Consider the following 19,653-nt stretch of genomic DNA (forward strand, 5'->3'; position numbering starts at 1 on the left):
TATAAGTCGTTAGAGTTGTTTGTTTCTTAGAAAATTGTAGCGTTGATAATCTAATGGATCAGCGATTAAAATTTGTAATTGATCTTCCACTTCATAGAGTTGGTATTCCAGCTCTGTAATAATGTCGCTTCCATTCTGTTCGGCAAGAATAACCGTATTTTCCAAGCGCTCTCGGCGTACCAAAAGGCGGCGGAGCAATTTTTTGTCGTCAGCATCGAGTTGAGCTGTCAACAATAGGAATTCATACTTGTGAGAAACCGCCTGCACGCGATGGCTGTAGGATGCGAGTTGCTCAATGTCTATTGCCGGCTTTATGTCTTCTTTTTCGGGGGCTGTGATTGTTCGTGGCGTCGTTGCGGCCTTTACAATCCTAGCGGGTTGAACAGCGTACTGTGCTTGAAGTTGAGTCAGCCATGATTCACATTGCTGGTTTGCGGACAGGATTTCGCGTTCTAGTCCGTGTTGCTTAAACTCTAGAACGAAGCTTGTGCAAAGTAGCGTAGAGGCAAATGCGATAAGGAGTATTTTCGTGTTCATATTGAATGTGCTGTGTTAGCCATATTTACGCGAATTGTTCATTAAAGTGTTTGGAACACCACTCCAGCATAAGTGCTGGAGTGGTGAGACATTAATTAGTAATGACGTAATTAATAATTTGTAATGCCCGATGAAGAACAGCTAGACCATGAACCTATACAGGTATCACCAGAGTTGCTCAAACGGCTATTGGTAATACGGGCTGTACTGTTCGAACTATCGGAACGGAAAATACCTTCTCCCATATTGGAGATGTCACAGTTAGTCACATCAACATGTAGTGGGAAGGTGGTTCCACCGTTCTGACGCAGGAATTTACCGGCGTTATCTACGCGGCAATTGTTGACCGTCCAGGTAGCATCGTCGTTGGCCTGCAGGAACTTATCGGCAGAGTCGTAGCCTTCAATATTGTTGGCGTAAACGCTGGCACCGTTGGTTGGGTCTTTAATGGTCATGGCGTCTTCACCTACGTCGGACCAATGAACGTTATCGACATCGCCACCGTTTCGAGTGTGGATACCGTCGGCACCGTTTCCGCCGATGTACACGTTACGAACCAAGCCTGGGCCGACGCGGAAGATGGGGTCTTGGCCTTCGTCCTGACTGCCGTCGCCGAGTGCGCCGCCACCGTTATAGGTGTTACAACCACCATCGAATGTACCACCGTCTTCCACGCGAATTGTTGCGGTTACGGTTGTGGTGTTACCACCGTTACAGCTGGAGCCGTAACTACCCGAGCTTCCACCACCAGTGCTACCACCACCAGAAGAGCTGCCGCTAGGTGTTGCTGAAGCTACGCCGGAGTTGTAGTAAGTGCCGTTGGCGCGGAACTTAATCCAGTAGTAGTAAGTAGTGCCATTGCTAGCACTATTATCGGTGAAGCTGCGTGGATTTGAGCCAACACTACTGAGGCGGGTACGACCACTGGGGTTGGAGTCGGTGTCGCGGTATACCTGTTGGTCGGTAACAGACCCGGAAACATTCCAGCTGAGAGATACTGAGCCGTTACCGCCAGAAGCGCTTACGCAAACTTCAGTACCGCCACCGGAACCACAGGAGTTGGAGGTGCCACTACTGGAGCTGCCACCGGTATCCGTACCGCCACCGGTGTCGCCACCGCTACCCGCAGGCCCATAGGAACACCAAGCAGAGCCAGGATAACTGTTTGATGGAAAGTTTGAGCTGGAACAGGTAACGCCACCAGTAAATGTTCCATAAACAAAGTCACCGGATTTTCCCAGTGCTACCTGACGGGTTCCGCTGAAGGAACAGCTTTCGCCTTTATTTTGCGCGCACTTGGTAAAGCCGTCTGGGTAATCCTTGGCGGCAAAAGCGTTTGCCGAAAAGCCCAGCGCGACGAAAAGCGCAGTAATACCCACGATTGTTTTACGGGTCATGATTAATACCCCTTGTTAAATTAGGTTGATTATTGTTGTTTAAATGAATGAAGGTGCTAATTGCTACGAGAAAGGCACTGCTTATTTTTATATTTCTTGTACTTCAGCAAATGAAAGCGTTTTTAGCTTAGGCGGATTTCCGTGGAAATCCCAGCGTGTATGTAAGGCCAATTTGTAATAATTGATTGACCACGCTGTAATGCAGAAAATGACGTCAACCCCTTACCAATTTGTGATCGAGTGGTCAGACGCATCGGTTCTTTTAGCTGCTGGTTTTCGCCATATAGTGAGTTTGGTATACGAAATTACTTACTTGGAACGGCAAAACCTAAAAAAGTCTGATTTGTTTTTACGGGTTATGCGATTTGCGAATATGCACGCTTATTTGTAGGAGTGGTGGCGTGTAATGCCGCCAAACGATATAGCAATTTCCAATATGCAGAAATCCATATCGATTAAAAATGTGAATTAGGCGGCAAAATGTTTTATTCGAAATCATTATAGACTTTGACGCTAAGCAAGACAGTTAGAAATTAGGGGTTAGGTCTGGCGTAAAAAGAAACGGTTTGGACAATCGATTGCTATTTGGTAAGGCCAGCCTGTAGGACAGATTGAGAGGCTGGTTGCTGATTGTTTAGATTAATCCTGAAAATTTGTACGCACGAAGTCCATTTGCATGGCTGCGTGAGCACCTAAAAGTGTGTGTGATCGGTTAGGAATATGCTCGGGCAGGAATAATTTGAACGCTATATTTTCGAGTGATTGTTATGGTGCTAGGCGTGTTATTTTTTCAGCGTTCAAATATCCGTTACACCAAATGTATCGAAACTAAAAATACGACCTAGTGGTAAGAGGTGTTGCGCAACTGATTTCTCGGCTGTTAACGCGTTCCTGTATTTGAAGGTAGGTTCCAATATGCGGTTTGGCTGGCAGCGAGTAATAAATGTTGAGTAGATAAAAACAACCCGGCGATCAGCCGGATTGTTTGGGTGGTAGAGGGGGGACTTTATTAGGGGAGGTCGCCTGCGTTCAGAACGCCTACACCAGCATTATTTGGAACAGTCGTGTTAATGCTGTTACTGGCCTCGGCGGTGTAACTGTATTCTACGGTGTAATCACCATTGGAGGTGGTCACGGGGTTATCGGTGTCACTGAAGCTATTGTCCGCTACATTCCAGTATCCGGTTGTTGAACTGATATTTGAATGAAAATAACCAAAGGTATCTTCTGCGCCTTGAATAAAGTTACCTTCAATAAGCCCTTCGGCGCCGTTACGCAGGTTGAAGATGGTGTCTACGGAAAGCACTTTGCCATAGGCTGTTGGGTGATTGCTTAACACATAGTTGTTAAAGAAATGACCTTTGCCATAGCGCAAAGAAGGTATTCGGCCGTTGATATCTTCAAAGAAGTTGTGATTCAGGGTTACCCGTGTGGCAGAGTCACCGTTTTCTTGGGTGTCGCTTGAACCAATGAGTATCGCTTTCCAGTGATCGTGAAAATGGTTGTGGGAAAGCGTAATAAAGGAAGCCCCGTTTTTAATATCGATCAGGCCATCATAAAAGTCTTTTGCGTCGTACTCGTCAACCTTGCCGTCTGCTGATTCGTCGTCGCCACTAAAATCATATAAAGCGGTTGGTGTAAGCGAAGAATAAAACTCGCAATGATCTATCCATACGTGGCGGCCTTGGTTAATACTAATAATGTCGTTACCGGCTCCTTCCTCTATCAGCGTGTTGCCGTCAGCATCTTTCACTGCCACCGCAACGACCTCAGACATTACGAGGTTGCGGACGATGTAATTTTCGCCAGAGAGTTTTAGTTCGATATTCTTCAGGTGACCCTGAGAAGCCGTATCCCCAAAAATAGTGGTGTTGGAGGGTACATTTAGGCTTTCACTGGGGTTGCCACTGTTGTCGATCAGGCCGGAAACTTTGATTATCAAGGGGCCGCTAACGGCCAGGGCGCTTTTCAACTCATTGAGGTTGGTAACGGTGGTAGTGTTGGCACCGTAGCCACCCGTTAAGGTATAGGGAATGGCGTTGTCGCTTTGAACACTGCCAAAGCCGACAAGCGAAGCTGGCTGTGTTGCACCGGCAGGAACAAAGCGCGCAGCCAGTTGAATGTTACTGTTGATATTGAAGTTGTAGCTGGCCGCAGGAGATGGTGCGTCTCCGGTCCAGGATCCAAATTGAAAGTTAGGGTCAGCGTTTGCGGTAAGTGTTATGGCGGTATCTGGCAGGTAAAAATCTTGTTTGGGCGTTACTGTAATGTTGCCAGCGCCACCAGAAACGCTGGTGCTCAGGCTGTAAAGTACAGTGCTGCCGGAACCTTCTGTAATGGGGGCTACGCCACTGACGTCAATCGCATCGATATTGGCTAGGCCCTTCATGGTGCCTGTACCGCTTTCGCCTTCGTTACCGCCGCTGCCGGAGCGGGCAAAGGTAATGGTGCGTTCATAATTGGGTGTATTCACGGCTACTAGGCGGATATCGTTATCACCTGCGATCAATGGCAGGGTGATCGGGTCGGTATAGGCGTAGGTATTCCATTTTCCATCGCTCGCACCGGTATAACTGAATTCGAGAATGTCATCGTCGTCGACCTGGACTCGCAGACCGTTTACATAGACCCAAGCATCACGAATATTCGTTTCGGTGCCGCCAAAGGCGTAATGCACCTGGAGCGCGTAGTCGCCGTCGGTGCCAACATTCACGGAGTAGTTGAGGTAGGCGGAGGTGGCGGGGGAAGTGCTATTGTCATTCGACAACCCTTGTAAAACCGTGAAACCGCCAAGAGTGCCTTCGTAAGCCGTTGATGGGAAATAGCCAACCAGAGCAGGGGATGACTCTTCCAGAGTTAGGGTGATACTGGGCTCTGCCGTAGGTGCCGTTGTGGGTTGTGTTGTAGGTACAGCCGTTGGTGTTGTTGCCCCGCCATTACTTCCTCCCCCGCCACCACAGGCTGATAATGCTAGCGAAAGAGCCATAATAGCCCCGGATAAAATACGTCTTGATTGGCCTGTCTGGCCCAGAGATGTCTGTGACATGATCCCCCCTTGATTACTCGCCAAGCACTGTAAAGGATACGGCGGCGAGTCGATGGCTTTATATATGACAAATATGGTACTGGCTCGAGTTTATAACACTTTGCGATGGTAAAACCAATCCGCTCGTCAAGTTGTTACTGGTATTACCAAAGAGCCAACCAGGTGATTCTGCCTGAGGTCTGCGGGTTAAATTCAGGGGGGGGAGAGAGCCGCTGCTTAAGGGGGTTAGCGGAGGTTGGAGTCGAGTAAGTATGGCTTGTCTCGCTCATACATGCCGGGCTTGAGGTTGGTGTTTTCTAGGTAAAACACTTTGCGATGGGTGTTGCTCGCAAGCTTGATGGCTTCACCATAATAGCGTTTCAGTTGCGCCTCTATGCTCCCTGCACGATCTAGCTTTTTGAGCCCTGCTTCTAGCCTTTGTGCCAGTATTGGTCGTTTTTTAGTGACTTGAAAATAAGCGGGCAGATAAGTATATAGGGCGAAACTGTCCACGGCCATTAGGCTAGAGTCGGGGCTGAGGTAGGTTGGTTTTTCTAATGTCATTTCATGTACACCGCGCATAAACAGGTCGAACCGGTCGGCTGCCAACATGCGCGACAGGCTGGTGTATGAATCGGCGTATACAACCCTAAAGCCGTGGTCTTCCAAAATTTTAGCGGTAGACCAGCCGCGCCCCTGGCCGAATCGAAACGATTTCAATTGCTCGAGCTTGCTAATGCGCACAAGGGGTTCGCTTATCTTTTGTGGCGCAAAGAAAACGCGGTAGCTGGCAAGCCCTTTGTTCACCGGGAAGGGTACGACTAACACCTGCCCTTCCCAGGAAGATTTATAGGTCGATACAACCACGTTTAAGTGGTCTCCCCGGCTAAGTTCCACAATCATCCGGTGGCTTAACATTGGGCGTTTCGGGGAAATAAGTTCGTAGGGGCCGAACGCCTCAACGGTTGCATCCATTACCGCGTGTAGCAGTTCACTGTTGTATTCGTCGCGAATATCCCGAACATCAGCATTGGGTAGCGCGATCACCTGTTCAACGGCGATGGCGGGCCTGCTGGTTGTCGCTAAACCTGCAATAAGCAGTGAGCCTAAAACTGTCAAACACCTATCGGCAGAAGTCAGTATAAGAACCCGAGCAACAATTGCACTGCAAACCGTAAAAATATTTATGCGCACTAAGGGCACCATTTAATAATGGGTTTTAGCCTCTGCGCGATTAGGCAAGCCTTAGTTTAAGGCGGGCTGCGTAGCGGAAGGCTGGCTGCCTTCCCACGCTAGCCAACGTTGTAATAAGGTTTGCTAGGCCGTGCCCTTTGGGCCTTTGTGAGCGATCCATACAGGGCGTTAAAATTTTTCGCCAGGCCACCAAGCATGCTTGCAATTTTGCCTTGCGCACGAACCACAGACAAAGCCAGAGGCCAAAAGCAATTAATAGCGGTGCCTTTAAATAGGTCTTGCCTGATGTATTTAAAAGAGTTAATTTTTATAGTGGTTCGGCGCCCGCAGGGGTTGTGTGTCCCGATAGTATTGTGGAAATAATACTTCACCTTTCTAGGGTAGGTACAGCTAAGCCGTGTAAAACTTTGATGTGTAACGGCTATGGATTCTATTATAAAAACCACTTTGCTTAGCGCATAGGAAAATTCGATTATTGGCGGGGTAACAGAGGTGAAACTGTGGAAAGTTAGACGGTGAAGGCTGGCAAGCCCAGCTTACTGCTTATGCAGCAGCAAGCTAGGTGAAAACCGAGTGCACAGTATAAGTTCGCTAAACTTTGAAATTATCCATTTGCTCTTTTAATTCACCACTTTCATGGTCAAGCTGGCTACTGTTTTCACTTACGATCTGAGCGTCCTCGGAAACCTGTTCAGATAAAGAATAAATCGCGGTGATATTCTTGCTTACCTCATTGGCTACGGAACTCTGCTCATTGGAGGCGTTGGCTATCTGGTGATTCATACTGTTAATGGTTTCAATGTTGGAACGGATTTTGTCTAGCGCAGCACTCACCTTACCCGACGTTTCGAGTGTTTCCTGAACCGACCCCATGCTGGTATTCATTGATTGATGTGCTTCGTCGGCGGCACGTTGTAATTGAATGATAATGGACTCTATTTCTTCAGTAGAAGTTTGTGTTTTCTGAGCAAGGGAACGAACTTCATCGGCAACCACGGCAAAGCCTCGCCCTTGTTCGCCAGCACGTGCGGCCTCGATGGCGGCGTTTAAAGCCAGTAAGTTAGTTTGTTCAGCAATAGACCGAATAACTTCCATTACCGAGCCAATGTTTTCACTGCTGTTCTTTAATACCTGAATTTTTCCGGCGGTTGCTTCAATTTGGTCGGTTAAACGGTTTACGGTTTCACGTGAATGTTCAACGACATTGGCGCCTTCGTCGGCGAAGGTAGAGGTTTCACGGGTGCGTTCTGCGGTTTCTTCTGCGTGTTTGGCCACTTCGTCGGAAGAGGCTGACATTTCTTGAAGGGCTGCGGCGACTTGCTCGATCTCTTTAAGCTGTTGCGAGATAGACGTTACGGTACTGTTGGTGGCCTCCGACATGGTGCCGACATTCTGCCTTACTTTTTTTGTTACCACTGTTACGTTCGTAATGATGGAGGCAATTTGCTCCATTACGCGGTTAAAATTGTTACACAGTATACTGATCTCGTCACCGCTATTGGTGGGTAAGCGACGGGTCAGATCGCCACCGCCGGCGGCAATTTCTTCCAGAGAGTGGCTGACATCACTAACAGGCGAAATGATCAGTTTTCGAGTAAGGACATAAACCGTAGTTAGGGAGGCAATTAGCAGCATCACAACGATGGACGAGCTTTTGCGCACCTGATCAGAAAGCACCTGATCCATTTCCTGGGTGGAAAAAACAATATTATATTTCCCTACCAACTCATCACCACGGTGAATTTCTACGGCATTGCGACCGACTTTATCTGATGTATCGTTAGTGTCAGATTCGAGCGCTTTGGCCAGATCTTTTCCTCGGTGGTCTGTTAGCCTGATTTCGGTCACTAATGCAGTGTTTACAAGCGATTTGGCAATTGTTTCAATTTGCTGGAAATCGTAAGTGAATACCGCTTCCATCATTGCCGAATTAATTAGCGCAATTTGCGCGCTAATATCGGATTCAAACTTTTTTTGCTGGTTGCCCTCAGCGATTTTGTAGTTCACGGCAAATACTAACCCCGCCACCAAAACCATAATAATTGTGAGGGCGGCCATCATTTTTGTGGTCAGGGATCTTGTCATCATAGTTTCGTTCTCTTTGCCTGCGCCTGTCTAGCTTGCCGTGCTACATCCAAATAGAAGGCGAAGCGTTTTGCATAATGCTGCCTAAACACGTTCCTACTTAAAGTTCAGACAATTACAGTTTTTGAACACCTATTTTTAGGGTACTTGTAGGATAGGTTGCTGGTGGTGCGCCGATAATTGGATTTTACTTTCTACCCCCCAAGTTACTCATCGACAGTGTCGCTGAATCCTTTAGCACCTAAATCCTCAGTATTCTCTTAAACTTAGCACATGAGCCCCCAATGTAAACTTCAGCAGCGCTAGATCTGAAGGGGAGCTTGAGCAGCTTCCGGCCGATCTATAGGCTTAGGTGATATTTGTGCTGGAGCCTGCAGGAGCGCTGAATTGATGGGGGGTTCGATTATTTTTTGTTATAACCGAAGGTAGCGGTTAACTGGGGTTTTAAGATCGGCAAGCGTCGTTATTGATGGGGTAGTGCCAGAGTTCCGGCCGGTCGAAGGGAACGTCTGGGGGGAGGCTAGGGTTGCAAAGATAAATTTTGGTTCGCTCTTCCAGCCTTAAGTCATTCAGGCTTTTGGCAATATCGGGGTCGGCGTAAAAAATATTGTCGAAGCTACCGTCGGCACGCATCGCGGCAATAGTGGAGGCAATGCGCTCAGCCAGTTTGTTGTTATCCCGATTAATAAAAAAGTAAACCGGTAGGGGGTAAACCACCGTAATGTAAGGGTCTACGGTAATGTTTTTGTGTTCGTGAAGCTTGGCCTCAGGAATCGCTTCGTTGAAACCGCGAGACAGTAAATCGAAACGCCCGGCCGAGAGCATACGAAACAGTAATTCGTAGCTGGAGGTTGTAATGACTTTAAAGCCATTGGCCTTCATCACGTCTACATCAGGCCAGCTTCCGCCAAGGCCGAAAGAAAACTGTTTGAGTTGAGTGGGGGTTTTAACATAGCGCAGGGCGTGCTTGTTATCACTGTGTAAAATCATCACACGAAAGCCCATCAGCCCCTTAAGCAAGGGTTCCTTAATTGCGCGTAATTTGTGCTCTCGGTCTTTTGCGGTGGAGGCCCAGTTCATACTGAGATACCGATTTTTGGCGATGAGCGCCGAAATTCGTTCGTGGGATAAAGGCTCCCCAAAAAACTGGAGTTCACAGGGCCCGTACTCGTCCTGGCTGCGTTCTAAGAGCTGTGGTAATAGTGTAAGGAAGAATTGGTTGTGAGCGAGCTTAGTGGGTTCCTGCAGGGGAATAACCAGTTTGGGGGTGGAGCCATCAGCTTGCTCGAAGCAGGCTAGTGCGGCCGCGCCGTATAGCATCAGAACGGAAAAAAATGCAGACCTTACAGCTAACATAATGCACAACCAGTATAGGGAACTCTTCTGAGCATAAGCGAGATAACCAACGATCAGTGAAGTATTGATTCCTGGTGATGATATATGCGCCATAACGCTAATTCAATTCAATAACCCGCTTGAATAAAAAAATATGTAGATTTTGGCGCAGTCGTTGAGGTAGCGCATACGGAAAGCTACAAAGGCCTTGATGGCGGTGTAAATTGCAGCAATAGCACAGAGTACCCAAACACGCAAGGGCGCTACATAAACTGAGCTGCACCTTCAATTAGTTCGTCTATGGTTAGCCAAAGCTCATCGCGGTCTATGGGGGTTGCTTCAGGCAGGAAGGGGTTGTTCAGCTCAATAACTCTTCGTTGTGTAAGTTTGGCGTTTTTAAGAAAGGATCTCACGCGGTCGCTACTGTAGAAAAAGTTGTCCATGGTGCCGTCGGTAATCGCCGCTTCCAGCCCATTTTCGACATCACGGGCCAAAGCCAAGTTGTCTTTGTTGACGAAAAAATAGGTCGGCAGTGGGTAGGAAATAATCAGTTTCTCTTCAACCTCTAAAGCTAAGCTGCTCATTTGATCAACTTCTTTCCAGGCTTCGGTGGCGCCGCGAGGAAATGCTTCGAAGCGACCCCCGTCGAGCATATGATAAAGGCCGTCCTTTTTTGTGGAACGTCGCACGGTTAGGCCGCTGTGTTCCAATATTTTACCGTCGGTCCAGGTGCGGCCCTGGCCAAAACGCAGCGATTTTAAATCTTCCAACGTTCGGATGGCGTTAAAACGCGCCTGGTCTCCTTTGCGTATGATTAAAAAGCGCATGCTCATCAAACCGCGGTAGCCGTCAATGCGAATGGGACGGTAATTGGCTTCCATATCTTTGGAGGTGCCACCCCATATAACGTTAATTTCGTCTAGCCTCAGAGCTTCTCTGGAGGCCGTTTTAGTGAGGCGTTCGGGTAGCTCTTTGAAGGTGTACTCAGTGTCGCTGTATGACAGTGCAAGTTTGAGCAAATTCAGCATATAAGGCGAATTCGTTGCACGAATTTTATTAATCACAAGCGTTTTAGCTTGTAGCCCTGAGGGAAATAACAGGGCTACAAAAAGAACCAACCTTATAATCATAGGCATCTTCAATTTTTATACCTCTTACAAAACCCTATAAGAGCCTTCGATATCGTCGAAAATAGTTGAATGAGGGGTGTCATAGCTTAACTGTAGCACCAACTGTTCATTTCGCATTGACGTGTTAATCATTATGTTATCAGCCAAGTTTGTTTGTTGTGTGATTTGGCCAGCCTACGACTAAATATCTTGGATTGATTACAGGCAGCGGAGGGCGTTGACTATACTGTTTAGGCTTTTCAACCCATCCTCAATTAGATGACGCTATGATTGGCTTACTGATTTCCAAACCATTTGTGGCCGATTTTCTAAGGCATTTTGTCTTGTGCCTTATTCCGGCGAATCGCCGAAAGTGTCTCTTGTGTGGCTGGGCGAAGATTGCCTATCTATTAGCCGTTTTATTGTGCGCAGCAACAGTTGGTACCCATGCCTCTACCGCCAGCCCTGCCCGAAAACAGCCTTCGGCCGTCACCGACGAAATTCGTTTTGTTCGGTTGCAGACGCCGCGGTTAAGTGAACACCGGTTTTCTCACGTAAATACGCTTGCTCAGGACTCGAAGGGCTTTTTGTGGGTGGGTACGGCAAATGGATTGCTTCGTTATGATGGTTTGCGTGCAAAACTGTATCGAAATGAAGCGACTGATCCAGGGTCGCTGAGCGCCAACTACGTGCGCCGAATCGCTATTGATCATGAACAAACCATGTGGGTGGCTTCTGAGTTTGGTTTGAATCAGTACGATGCCGATACAGACAGTTTCGTACGCTGGATGCACCAGCCCGGTAAGCCACAATCCATTGGTAATAATTTTGTAAAATGGGTAGGTGTTAGTAGGAATAATGAAATACTAGTGGGAACAGGGAAGGGTTTCGACATAATTTCGATCGATCGAACGACTGTCGAGCATTATGAACATAACCCCGAAAACGCCAATGGCCTTAGCCATAACTACGTGAGCGTAATACTCGAAGACAAGAACGGAAACTTGTGGATTGGTACGGAAGGCGGGGGCTTGAATTTTCTTAACCGCGCTAGTGGTATGTTCAGCCGTTATTCGGCCTCTTCGCCACCGCCGTACACCCTAGCAGGCAATCATATAACAGGCCTAATGGAAGATCAGTTTGGACGTATTTGGGTGGCGACACTGGGGGATGGTATTTCTCGCATTGAGAGCAATGGTGAAATAAAACACTTTGGCGTCGGTTGTGGCGAATCATGCTTACCCGATGACATCATCTATGAAATTTATGAGGATAGTCTAGGGCTAATATGGATATTAACCGATCGTGCTGGTGTTGTTTTTTTCGATGAAAAAAAAGCAACATTCACTAACATAATTCATAACCCATACGACCCAGCAACGCCATTGTCGAGCGCGATTAGATCGATAGCTGAGGATCAACAGCAAAATATCTGGCTCGGTGCGTTTCCGTTTGGGCTGCACTTATTTAATCGGCGTTCTGCAAATTTCCATTACGATTATCACATTGAAAACAACCCACGAACATTGTCCAGTAGTGCGATTACAGCGGTTATGCGCAGTAACGATGGGACATTGTGGGTTGGCACAGAGTACGGTCTTAATAAAATCTGGGGGGGGGACGCTGAAAATATTGAGCACATTCTTCCTGGCCCGGAGCCATACGGGCTGGCCGCATCTGCGGTACTGACGTTGCAAGAGGATTTCGATGGAGCAATATGGCTGGGTTTGTGGGGCGGTGGGCTGGCACGTTTAAATCCCCATACAAAAAAAATGAAGCGCTATTTGAACACGGACGAAGACGGCAGTATAGGCTCGGATTTTATCTGGCGAATATTTATAGACAGTAAAAGCCGGCTTTGGGCAGGCTCGGAAACATCCGGGCTTTTTCTATACGATAGAAGCAGTGATACCTTCAGCAATTTTCGATACGAGCCCAATGATTCCGCCAGTCTTAGCTATGACTATATTTGGGATATTCTCGAAGATTCCAGCGAGCGCCTATGGATTGGTACTCAATATGGATTGAATCAATATTATGAGAACACACAAAAATTCAAACGTTTTTTGCCCAACGCAAAAGACCATAAGGGTTTTAGAGTAGGGCGCATACAGGATTTACACGAAGATGAAAACGGGTTGATCTGGATAGCCACCCAGGGTGGAGGGGTCAATATATTTAATCCAGAAACGTCGGAATTCAAACATGTTGGGGTTGAGGACGGGCTGCCCGATGACAGCGTAGCCGCGATTCAACAGGATGATGAGGGGCGAATTTGGGTTGCAACAGCCGATGGATTGGCGGTTATAGATGCGAATAAATTTACAGTGTTGAAAAGCTTTTCTGATAGTAATGGCTTAATGGCGGACCAGTTTATTCGCAAGGCTAGCTATAAGGATGCTGATGGTAAGCTACATTTTGGCTCCTCCAATGGCTTGCTCAGTTTTTATCCAGAAATGGTTTTGGGTGATAGTGAACTGCCCACACCCATTATTACCGATGTTCAGGTTCTAAACGAGTCGCTCGATTCCAACGAAATTTCCTATCCGGTTTTTCGAGATAACTATCAGCAGCCTCTTGGGCTCGCGTATACACAAAACATGGTGACATTTGTATTTACCGCCATAAATTTTCAAATGCGACGAGATAATAGCTTCGCATATCGGCTGAAAAATTTTGACGCTAACTGGAGCTATATCTCAAATCGAAACTTTGTTACTTACACCAATCTTAGCCCTGGGCGTTACGAGTTCGAATTGAGCAGTAGTGATGGCAAGGGCGGGTTTTCGGCACAAAAAGCTACTTTTTTATTTGAAATATATCCCCCTCTTTGGCGAACATGGTGGGCCTATATACTCTATTTAATACTAGGCGCATTATTTTTTTCTGCGGTAAGCCGCTTAGTGCTACTGAATTTAACCGCGCGTAGATTAAACTCTCTGGTGAATACTCGTACCCGAGAATTAACCAAAGCTAATGAGGCAAAAACAGATTTTCTTGCCAATATGTCTCATGAATTACGCACGCCACTAAATTCAGTTATTGGATTTTCGCGGCGATTACTAACCAAGTATCCTCACGTAACACCTGAAGTCATGCTCAGTTCTCTTGAGAGCATTCACCGTAATGGTTCTCACCTTTTAGCCATTATTAACGATATTCTCGATATCTCGAAAATCGAATCGGGGAAAATGACATTGTTTATAACCCGCTGCGAAATTCTAGCCATTATTGACCAGCTTGAACGTGACTTTTCCACAAGGGCGGAGGAGGCGGGTTTAGAATTAATGGCGAGTAAGCAATGCTGGACCGATGAAATACAGGCTGATTCTGTCCGTTTAAAACAGATATTGAATAATTTGGTGTCAAATGCGATTAAATACACGCGGAAGGGAAATATTTACATTTCAGTCTCCGAACGGAATAAAAACGGTGTGCAATATTGTGTTTTTAATGTGGAGGATACCGGTATTGGCATAACGCATGAGGATCAGCAGCGTATGTTTCAGCGCTTCGAACAATTTGACGATGAAACAAGAAAACAGCGTGGTTATGGAACAGGTTTGGGGTTGGCTCTTGTGGATAGCCTTTGTCGGGCACATGGCGGTTGGGTGGAAGTTAAGAGTGAACTCGAAAAGGGAAGTGTGTTCAGTGCCGTTTTGCCGGTAAACCAGAAAAGTTTGACACCGTTAGAGTAGTAAAAGGATCTGCATAATGAAGTTAAGTGGAGATGGAGAGGCCACGATTATCACAATGCGCAGCGAGACGGTCGATTTTAAAAATACGGTGCTGATCTGTCGAATAGTGATATTCATAGAATATCAAATAAATAGAAGTGATAGTGTTGGGATTTTTAATACAACCGCAAGATGAGTTTTATGCCATTTTGATAGGGATATTCCAGCCGTAGTGAATTCATTCGGGCAACCAAAAAAAATAGTCTAACTGACTGATTTTAACCGGCTAAATTATTTAGTGGTATACAGCTAAATCTGTGACTGATTAAAACGAAAAAAACAGAGCGACACAAGGAAAAGGTATGGATACGCATCTGCTGGAGTTTAACGTTGCAAGAAATGAACTTTCGCAATTGGTCGGAAAAATTAGGGGACTTGGATTTAAGGAAGAATGCGGACAGAAAGTAATGATGGACGAGAAAAATGCATTGCTCGCACACTTTATGCGATTGAATCGGGATTATTGTCCTCGACTGGTAGAGTCTTCAAGTTTCAATGTCACTCTGCATCAAACGATGAAGATTTTTTGGGCCGATATGCAGATTCTTACCGATGAACTGCATCAGTTTTTTGTCTTCTACCCTGATATTGAGCATTCTATAGAGTTTTCTCAGGCTGTGGGTGGGCTTTATGCCCGGCTGGCTCATTGCGTGGGAAAACAAAAAATGATCGCAGAAATGTTTGTCAGTGCTTTTGAATCACCGCTTTATCTCGCCAAAAGTGGTTAGGGTCTATTCAGCCTCAAGCCAATCTTGGCCTATTAAAACGTGTGAGTACTGTGGAGAATTGAAAAATGAAAGCCTTTCTCTAATGGATTGGCGGCGTATCTATGAGTACGGTGAGCTTTGATGGATTTGGTAAGGTCATTTTGGAATTGATGGGAATTTACTCGGTTGGATAAACGCACGATGATTCGTTTAGCAAGTTCGCCCGTTAAAGGCTTGTCGCTAAGCTAGCAGTGCAATGTCATTATGGGCGCCGCTATTAATTGATATCAGCCTCTACGCGATCGGAAAAACCTTAGTGTAAGACGGGCTGCGCAGCCGAAGGCTGGTGTCTTTCGAAGCGGGCCAACGCTGCAATAAGGTTTTCTAGGCCGTGCCCTTTGGGGCTTTGTGTGCGATGCATGTAGGGCGGTAACATTTTTTTGCTAGGTCACCGGTATGCCTGTAAATTTTATCCTGCGTAGGAACGCACACAAAGCCAAAGGCCAAAAACAATGAATAGCGGTGCCCTTGTGTCTCATACAGCCAGCCTTTATTTCTCTTGCACGCCCAAAACTCAGTTAATTCCTTTTTGCCTAGCCTGATTGCCTAGGCTGGCAGTTGTTGCCAGATTGATGCTCTGTGGAATTCATTAGGGGCTTTAAAGTTGTGTTCGGGCGGCATTTTTTTGATCCGCTGCTATGCTAAATTTATGGCGCGAAATGCTACCGCAAAATTTAAAGACTTCCGCGGGAGGGCGGTGTGACAATAATTCAGCGTTCTTTATTCCTGATATTGGCGGCCCCGCTATCCTGTGTCGTTCTAACACTGCTCGCTTATTTTGGTATGACGGGCGGTTATAGTACCTTAGTGCTTGCTGTAGGGCTTGGTGCGGCTACCCTGTTGGTTTTTATCGGCATAGGGCTTTGGCGGGGGCTACTGGAACCCTTGTCGCGTCTGCAAAGCGAAATTACACACGCTAACCAGAAACAGGATCTAACTCAGCGCTTCAACGCCGAAGGCGACGATGAGTTGGCGACAATTTTGCGTGAAGAGGCTTCCCTGTTTGACAAACTGCGTGATTGCTTTAAAACCATACATATTGATGCAAAATCCCTTATTCATACACTTGACGAAGTAGACAGTTCGGCACGTAATATTGCCCGTAATTCGCAATTACAAAGTGATGCCTCGCACCATATGAATCAGTCGGTCGACGAGATGGTTCACGGTATTGCCACTATAGGCGTAGAAAGTGAAGCGGCAAGAACGCATACCCGCGATACCCGTGAAGTTGCGGAAACGGGAAAGGTGGATATTCATAATACAGTAAATAGTATTCAGGAAATTTCGCAAACCGTGGTTCAGGCATCTTCCAGTATTTCGGCGCTAAGAGAAGACTGTAATAGCATTGCCGAAATGGCGGTGGTAATTCATCAAATAGCCGATCAGACGAACTTGCTGGCCCTTAACGCTGCCATTGAGGCTGCACGTGCCGGTGATCAGGGTCGGGGGTTTGCGGTGGTGGCGGATGAGGTGCGGAATCTAGCTCAGCGTTCGGCTGAATCGACGCAGGAAATCAGTAATATTGTGACGCGAATGCAGGAGAATGCCGAAACAGCCGTAAACAGTATGGGGATTACCGAAAACGCGGTTCAGCACGGGGTCGAGCACGCCCAGAGAGCCGGTGTCTCAATAGAAAAAATAAACCAGGGGTCTGTTACAGCGGCGCAGGCGGTCGAGAGTATTTTCGAATCTATTCAGCATCAAAAGGCCGCGAGTGAAGATGTGCTGGCGAAAATTGCCCAAATCTCTCAAATGAGTGTGCAAAACTCAGCGGCTTCTCTTACATCTGCCCGGTCTATTGGCAAAATAGGCGAAAATGCGCTGTCTATTAACGAGCGTATTGGCTCCTTCACTTTTATGGACGCCTCTATACAAAATCTTGATTTACGCGTGGCGGATCAGCATGGCCCCGATCATCCCGCCGTGAAAGCGCTATATCACATGTCCGAACTATTGAAGGAGAGAACAGACGGTAGAATTCAGTTGGAGGTGTGCAGCGGTGGCGCGCTGGGTAACGATGCTGAGGTGTTCGAAAAATTACGTCGTGGCAGCATTGATATGATGCGTTCAAACCCGGCATTGCTTAACGATGATGTACCCGAAACGGTGCTTCTTGCGCTGCCTTTCCTGTTTAAATCCACCGAGCATATGCATCGGGTAATCGATGGAGAACCCGGTAGGGATATTTTGAAGGCCTGTGGGCGGGCGGGTTTTGTGGGGTTGGCGTACTACGATAGCGGGGCACGTTCTATCTACTCCAGTAAGCCGGTGCGAACGCCAGATGATACCCTAGGGATGCGCCTGCGTGTTATGCCTTCGGATATGTGGGTGGCGGTGGCCGAGGCTATGGGTGCGGCAGCCATTAAAATGGGTATGAACGAGCTGATTAACGCCAAAAAAACGGGCCTAATCGATGCGGCGGAAAATAACATACCCACATTTGATGCCTATAAGCAATACGATGCTTTCAGCCACTTTTGCTATACCGAGCACGCGTTGGTACCCGAACTTATTGTGTTTTCAAAAAAGCGTTGGGACAAATTAGAAGCCGAAGACCAAATACTTATTTCCCAGGCTGCCAGTGATTCTGTACCGGTAATGCGTAAGCTCTGGAGTGAGAGCGAAAAGGCTTCACTGGAGAGTAGTTTGAGGCAAGGTGTAACGTTGGTTAAAGATGTCGATAAAGGCGCTTTCCAGCGAAAGATGCAGCCGGTTTACGACTCACTTATTAAAACCAGTGAACAGAAACGATTACTCAGTTTGATTCAAAATAACCATTAACATGTGTTTCCCGTCTTTAATGATTACAGGGGGGCGCTCCTCCCTTGAACATCTCCTCAACATCTACAGTAATTAAGGACTCCGCCATTAATGGGGTCTAGGGTTATTTTTTTTGTCTCTGGGTGGTTGGGCTAGCCGTAGTCTAGGGCGTACATCGTAGTGGCAGGTTGACTTCCTTTCCAAGCAGGAAAACGCCATACCCGTAAACATTTTCCTGCCCATGAATCGCACACAAAACCATAGGTCAAAAGCATTTTTAAATATGCGCTTAAGCCACATCCGGTTTTTTTTCAGGCTCGCTAGCCATAATTGAGCAATTTCTACCTTGGGCTTTAGCTTTATAGAGTGCTATATCGGCGCGTTTAAAGGCAATGTCGAAATCGTCTTCAGTATTCACGGCGGTTACACCAAAACTGACCGTAACAATAAAGGGGGGATCGACTTCAAATTTGTAATTGGCGATTAGGCGGCGAATTTTTTCGGCAATACGGTAGGCGGCTGGCACGTCGGTATTAGGGGTGATGAGTAAAAACTCCTCGCCGCCCCAGCGCCCTAGTACATCATGCTCGCGGATGTTGTTGTTTATTAGCTCGACTATCGTTTTGAGTACGTGGTCACCTACGTCGTGGCCGCGCTGATCGTTTACCCGTTTAAAATGGTCTACATCCATTAGAATCAAGCCCATAACTCGCCCACGTTGGCTGGCAACCATGGCATTAATACTTTGCTCGATACCGTGCCGGTTAAAAGCACCGGTAAGGCGATCGTGGTTAGACATCTTTTTCAGTTCTAGGGATTCGTATTCCAGTTGCGCCTTGTCGGTTACTAGGTCGGTTATAACTTTGGTATAGGTCTTGGAGCTGCGCAGAATGGACCAGTATTGCCAGCTTACATAACCGAGTATGGCTACAATCCAAGCCGCCAGAATACTTAGGTACCAGTGCTCCTCTTGTATTAGCGTGCCTTCTAGCCAGATGTCCCCAATTTGAAAGTCGACGTTTTTCACGCCGTCAATGTAGATGCTAAAGTCCAGCCCAAAGGTTATGACGTTGGTGAAATCGGGTGAAATCTGGTTGCGCTTAAGCTCGCGCTGGTCTAGCCACCATTGGGCTACCACAAATTCGTTTAGCCCAATGGTAACTGTTTGGTTATCGCCAAACTCGTCTGTAGACAAGTTGGTAGACATAAATTTTGCACTGTTGGCGTCGTTCGTTTGAGAATAGGCAGAATTGAAAGTACGCATAAATACCCGTACTTTAGGCGATTGGCCTTTAAATTTGGCCTTAATCTTAAGTTCATTGTATTGCGAGAGGTCAACTCCCTTGGTAGGTTTGTTGCCGTAAAAAAAATTAATACCGCATTGCTGCAATGCGGTCGTCTTCTGGAAATCGCAATGCAAGTGATTTTTTTTTGCTTCATCTACCCAGCTTCCCACCGCAATTTCAGTTGGAGAGTAGCTAGAGAACGGGTAAGCGCCCCATGGCATTGTCGACATCAGCGAGTGCTGGCGTAGTGGAACCAATTTATAGGCGCCAATCGCTACCAAGGTTAGTAGTACGCCCAGCAACGGCCAAAGATTAAGTTGTTTTCTAGGTCTCATTTACGAGTAGTCGAGCCTTTTTATCGCGAAGATTCCTAAAGTATAGCAGTTTTTGGCATAAGAGAATGGCGTGCCAATGGCGC

General features: G+C 46.9%; 11 protein-coding genes. 3 read left to right on the forward strand and 8 right to left on the reverse strand.

Translation table 11 applies throughout. The features are described 5' to 3' along the window. Positions 1-9 precede the first annotated feature (9 nt). The 7 genes from H5336_RS16255 to H5336_RS16285 all read right to left on the reverse strand — a co-directional run bounded on the left by H5336_RS16255 (position 10) and on the right by H5336_RS16285 (position 10,703). Entirely contained in the window at positions 10-537 is a 528-nt protein-coding gene (locus tag H5336_RS16255) for a hypothetical protein (protein ID WP_185235290.1), read from the reverse strand. A gap of 110 nt (positions 538-647) precedes the next feature. After that, complete coding sequence (locus H5336_RS16260) at positions 648-1,934, reverse strand: pectate lyase (RefSeq protein WP_185235291.1); 1,287 nt, start codon at positions 1,932-1,934, stop codon at positions 648-650. A 1,009-nt stretch (positions 1,935-2,943) separates the two neighbouring features. After that, positions 2,944-4,980 (reverse strand): pectate lyase family protein, encoded by a 2,037-nt coding sequence (locus tag H5336_RS16265; RefSeq protein WP_185235292.1) that lies wholly within the window; start codon positions 4,978-4,980, stop codon positions 2,944-2,946. Positions 4,981-5,205: 225 nt separating this feature from the next. Then, complete coding sequence (locus H5336_RS16270) at positions 5,206-6,153, reverse strand: transporter substrate-binding domain-containing protein (RefSeq protein WP_185235293.1); 948 nt, start codon at positions 6,151-6,153, stop codon at positions 5,206-5,208. 591 nt (positions 6,154-6,744) lie between these two features. Then, positions 6,745-8,241: a methyl-accepting chemotaxis protein gene (locus H5336_RS16275; RefSeq protein WP_185235294.1), complete on the reverse strand. Its 1,497-nt coding sequence runs from the start codon at positions 8,239-8,241 to the stop codon at positions 6,745-6,747. Between the two features lie 441 nt (positions 8,242-8,682). Continuing rightward, complete coding sequence (locus H5336_RS16280; protein WP_185235295.1) at positions 8,683-9,594, reverse strand: transporter substrate-binding domain-containing protein; 912 nt, start codon at positions 9,592-9,594, stop codon at positions 8,683-8,685. A 242-nt stretch (positions 9,595-9,836) separates the two neighbouring features. Beyond that, positions 9,837-10,703 carry a transporter substrate-binding domain-containing protein gene (locus H5336_RS16285; protein WP_246439116.1) on the reverse strand — a complete coding sequence of 289 codons (867 nt, stop codon included), beginning with the start codon at positions 10,701-10,703 and terminating at the stop codon, positions 9,837-9,839. A 266-nt stretch (positions 10,704-10,969) separates the two neighbouring features. Between H5336_RS16285 and H5336_RS16290 the strand changes: the two genes are divergently transcribed. From H5336_RS16290 to dctP, 3 genes are all read left to right on the forward strand, one after another. Continuing rightward, the gene (locus H5336_RS16290) at positions 10,970-14,380 is read left to right on the forward strand and encodes a ligand-binding sensor domain-containing protein (protein ID WP_185235297.1); all 3,411 of its coding nucleotides are present in this window, start codon (positions 10,970-10,972) and stop codon (positions 14,378-14,380) included. A 341-nt stretch (positions 14,381-14,721) separates the two neighbouring features. Then, positions 14,722-15,147 (forward strand): hypothetical protein, encoded by a 426-nt coding sequence (locus H5336_RS16295; protein WP_185235298.1) that lies wholly within the window; start codon positions 14,722-14,724, stop codon positions 15,145-15,147. A 738-nt stretch (positions 15,148-15,885) separates the two neighbouring features. Further along, on the forward strand, positions 15,886-17,970 hold the full coding sequence (dctP, locus tag H5336_RS16300) for a TRAP transporter substrate-binding protein DctP (protein ID WP_185235299.1): 2,085 nt from the start codon (positions 15,886-15,888) through the stop codon (positions 17,968-17,970). A gap of 268 nt (positions 17,971-18,238) precedes the next feature. On the opposite strand, the gene H5336_RS16305 is transcribed toward dctP, so the two are convergent. Further along, the gene (locus H5336_RS16305; RefSeq protein WP_185235300.1) at positions 18,239-19,570 is read right to left on the reverse strand and encodes a GGDEF domain-containing protein; all 1,332 of its coding nucleotides are present in this window, start codon (positions 19,568-19,570) and stop codon (positions 18,239-18,241) included. Positions 19,571-19,653: the final 83 nt, after the last annotated feature.

The organism is Teredinibacter franksiae (assembly GCF_014218805.1).
Taxonomy (GTDB): Bacteria; Pseudomonadota; Gammaproteobacteria; order Pseudomonadales; family Cellvibrionaceae; genus Teredinibacter; species Teredinibacter franksiae.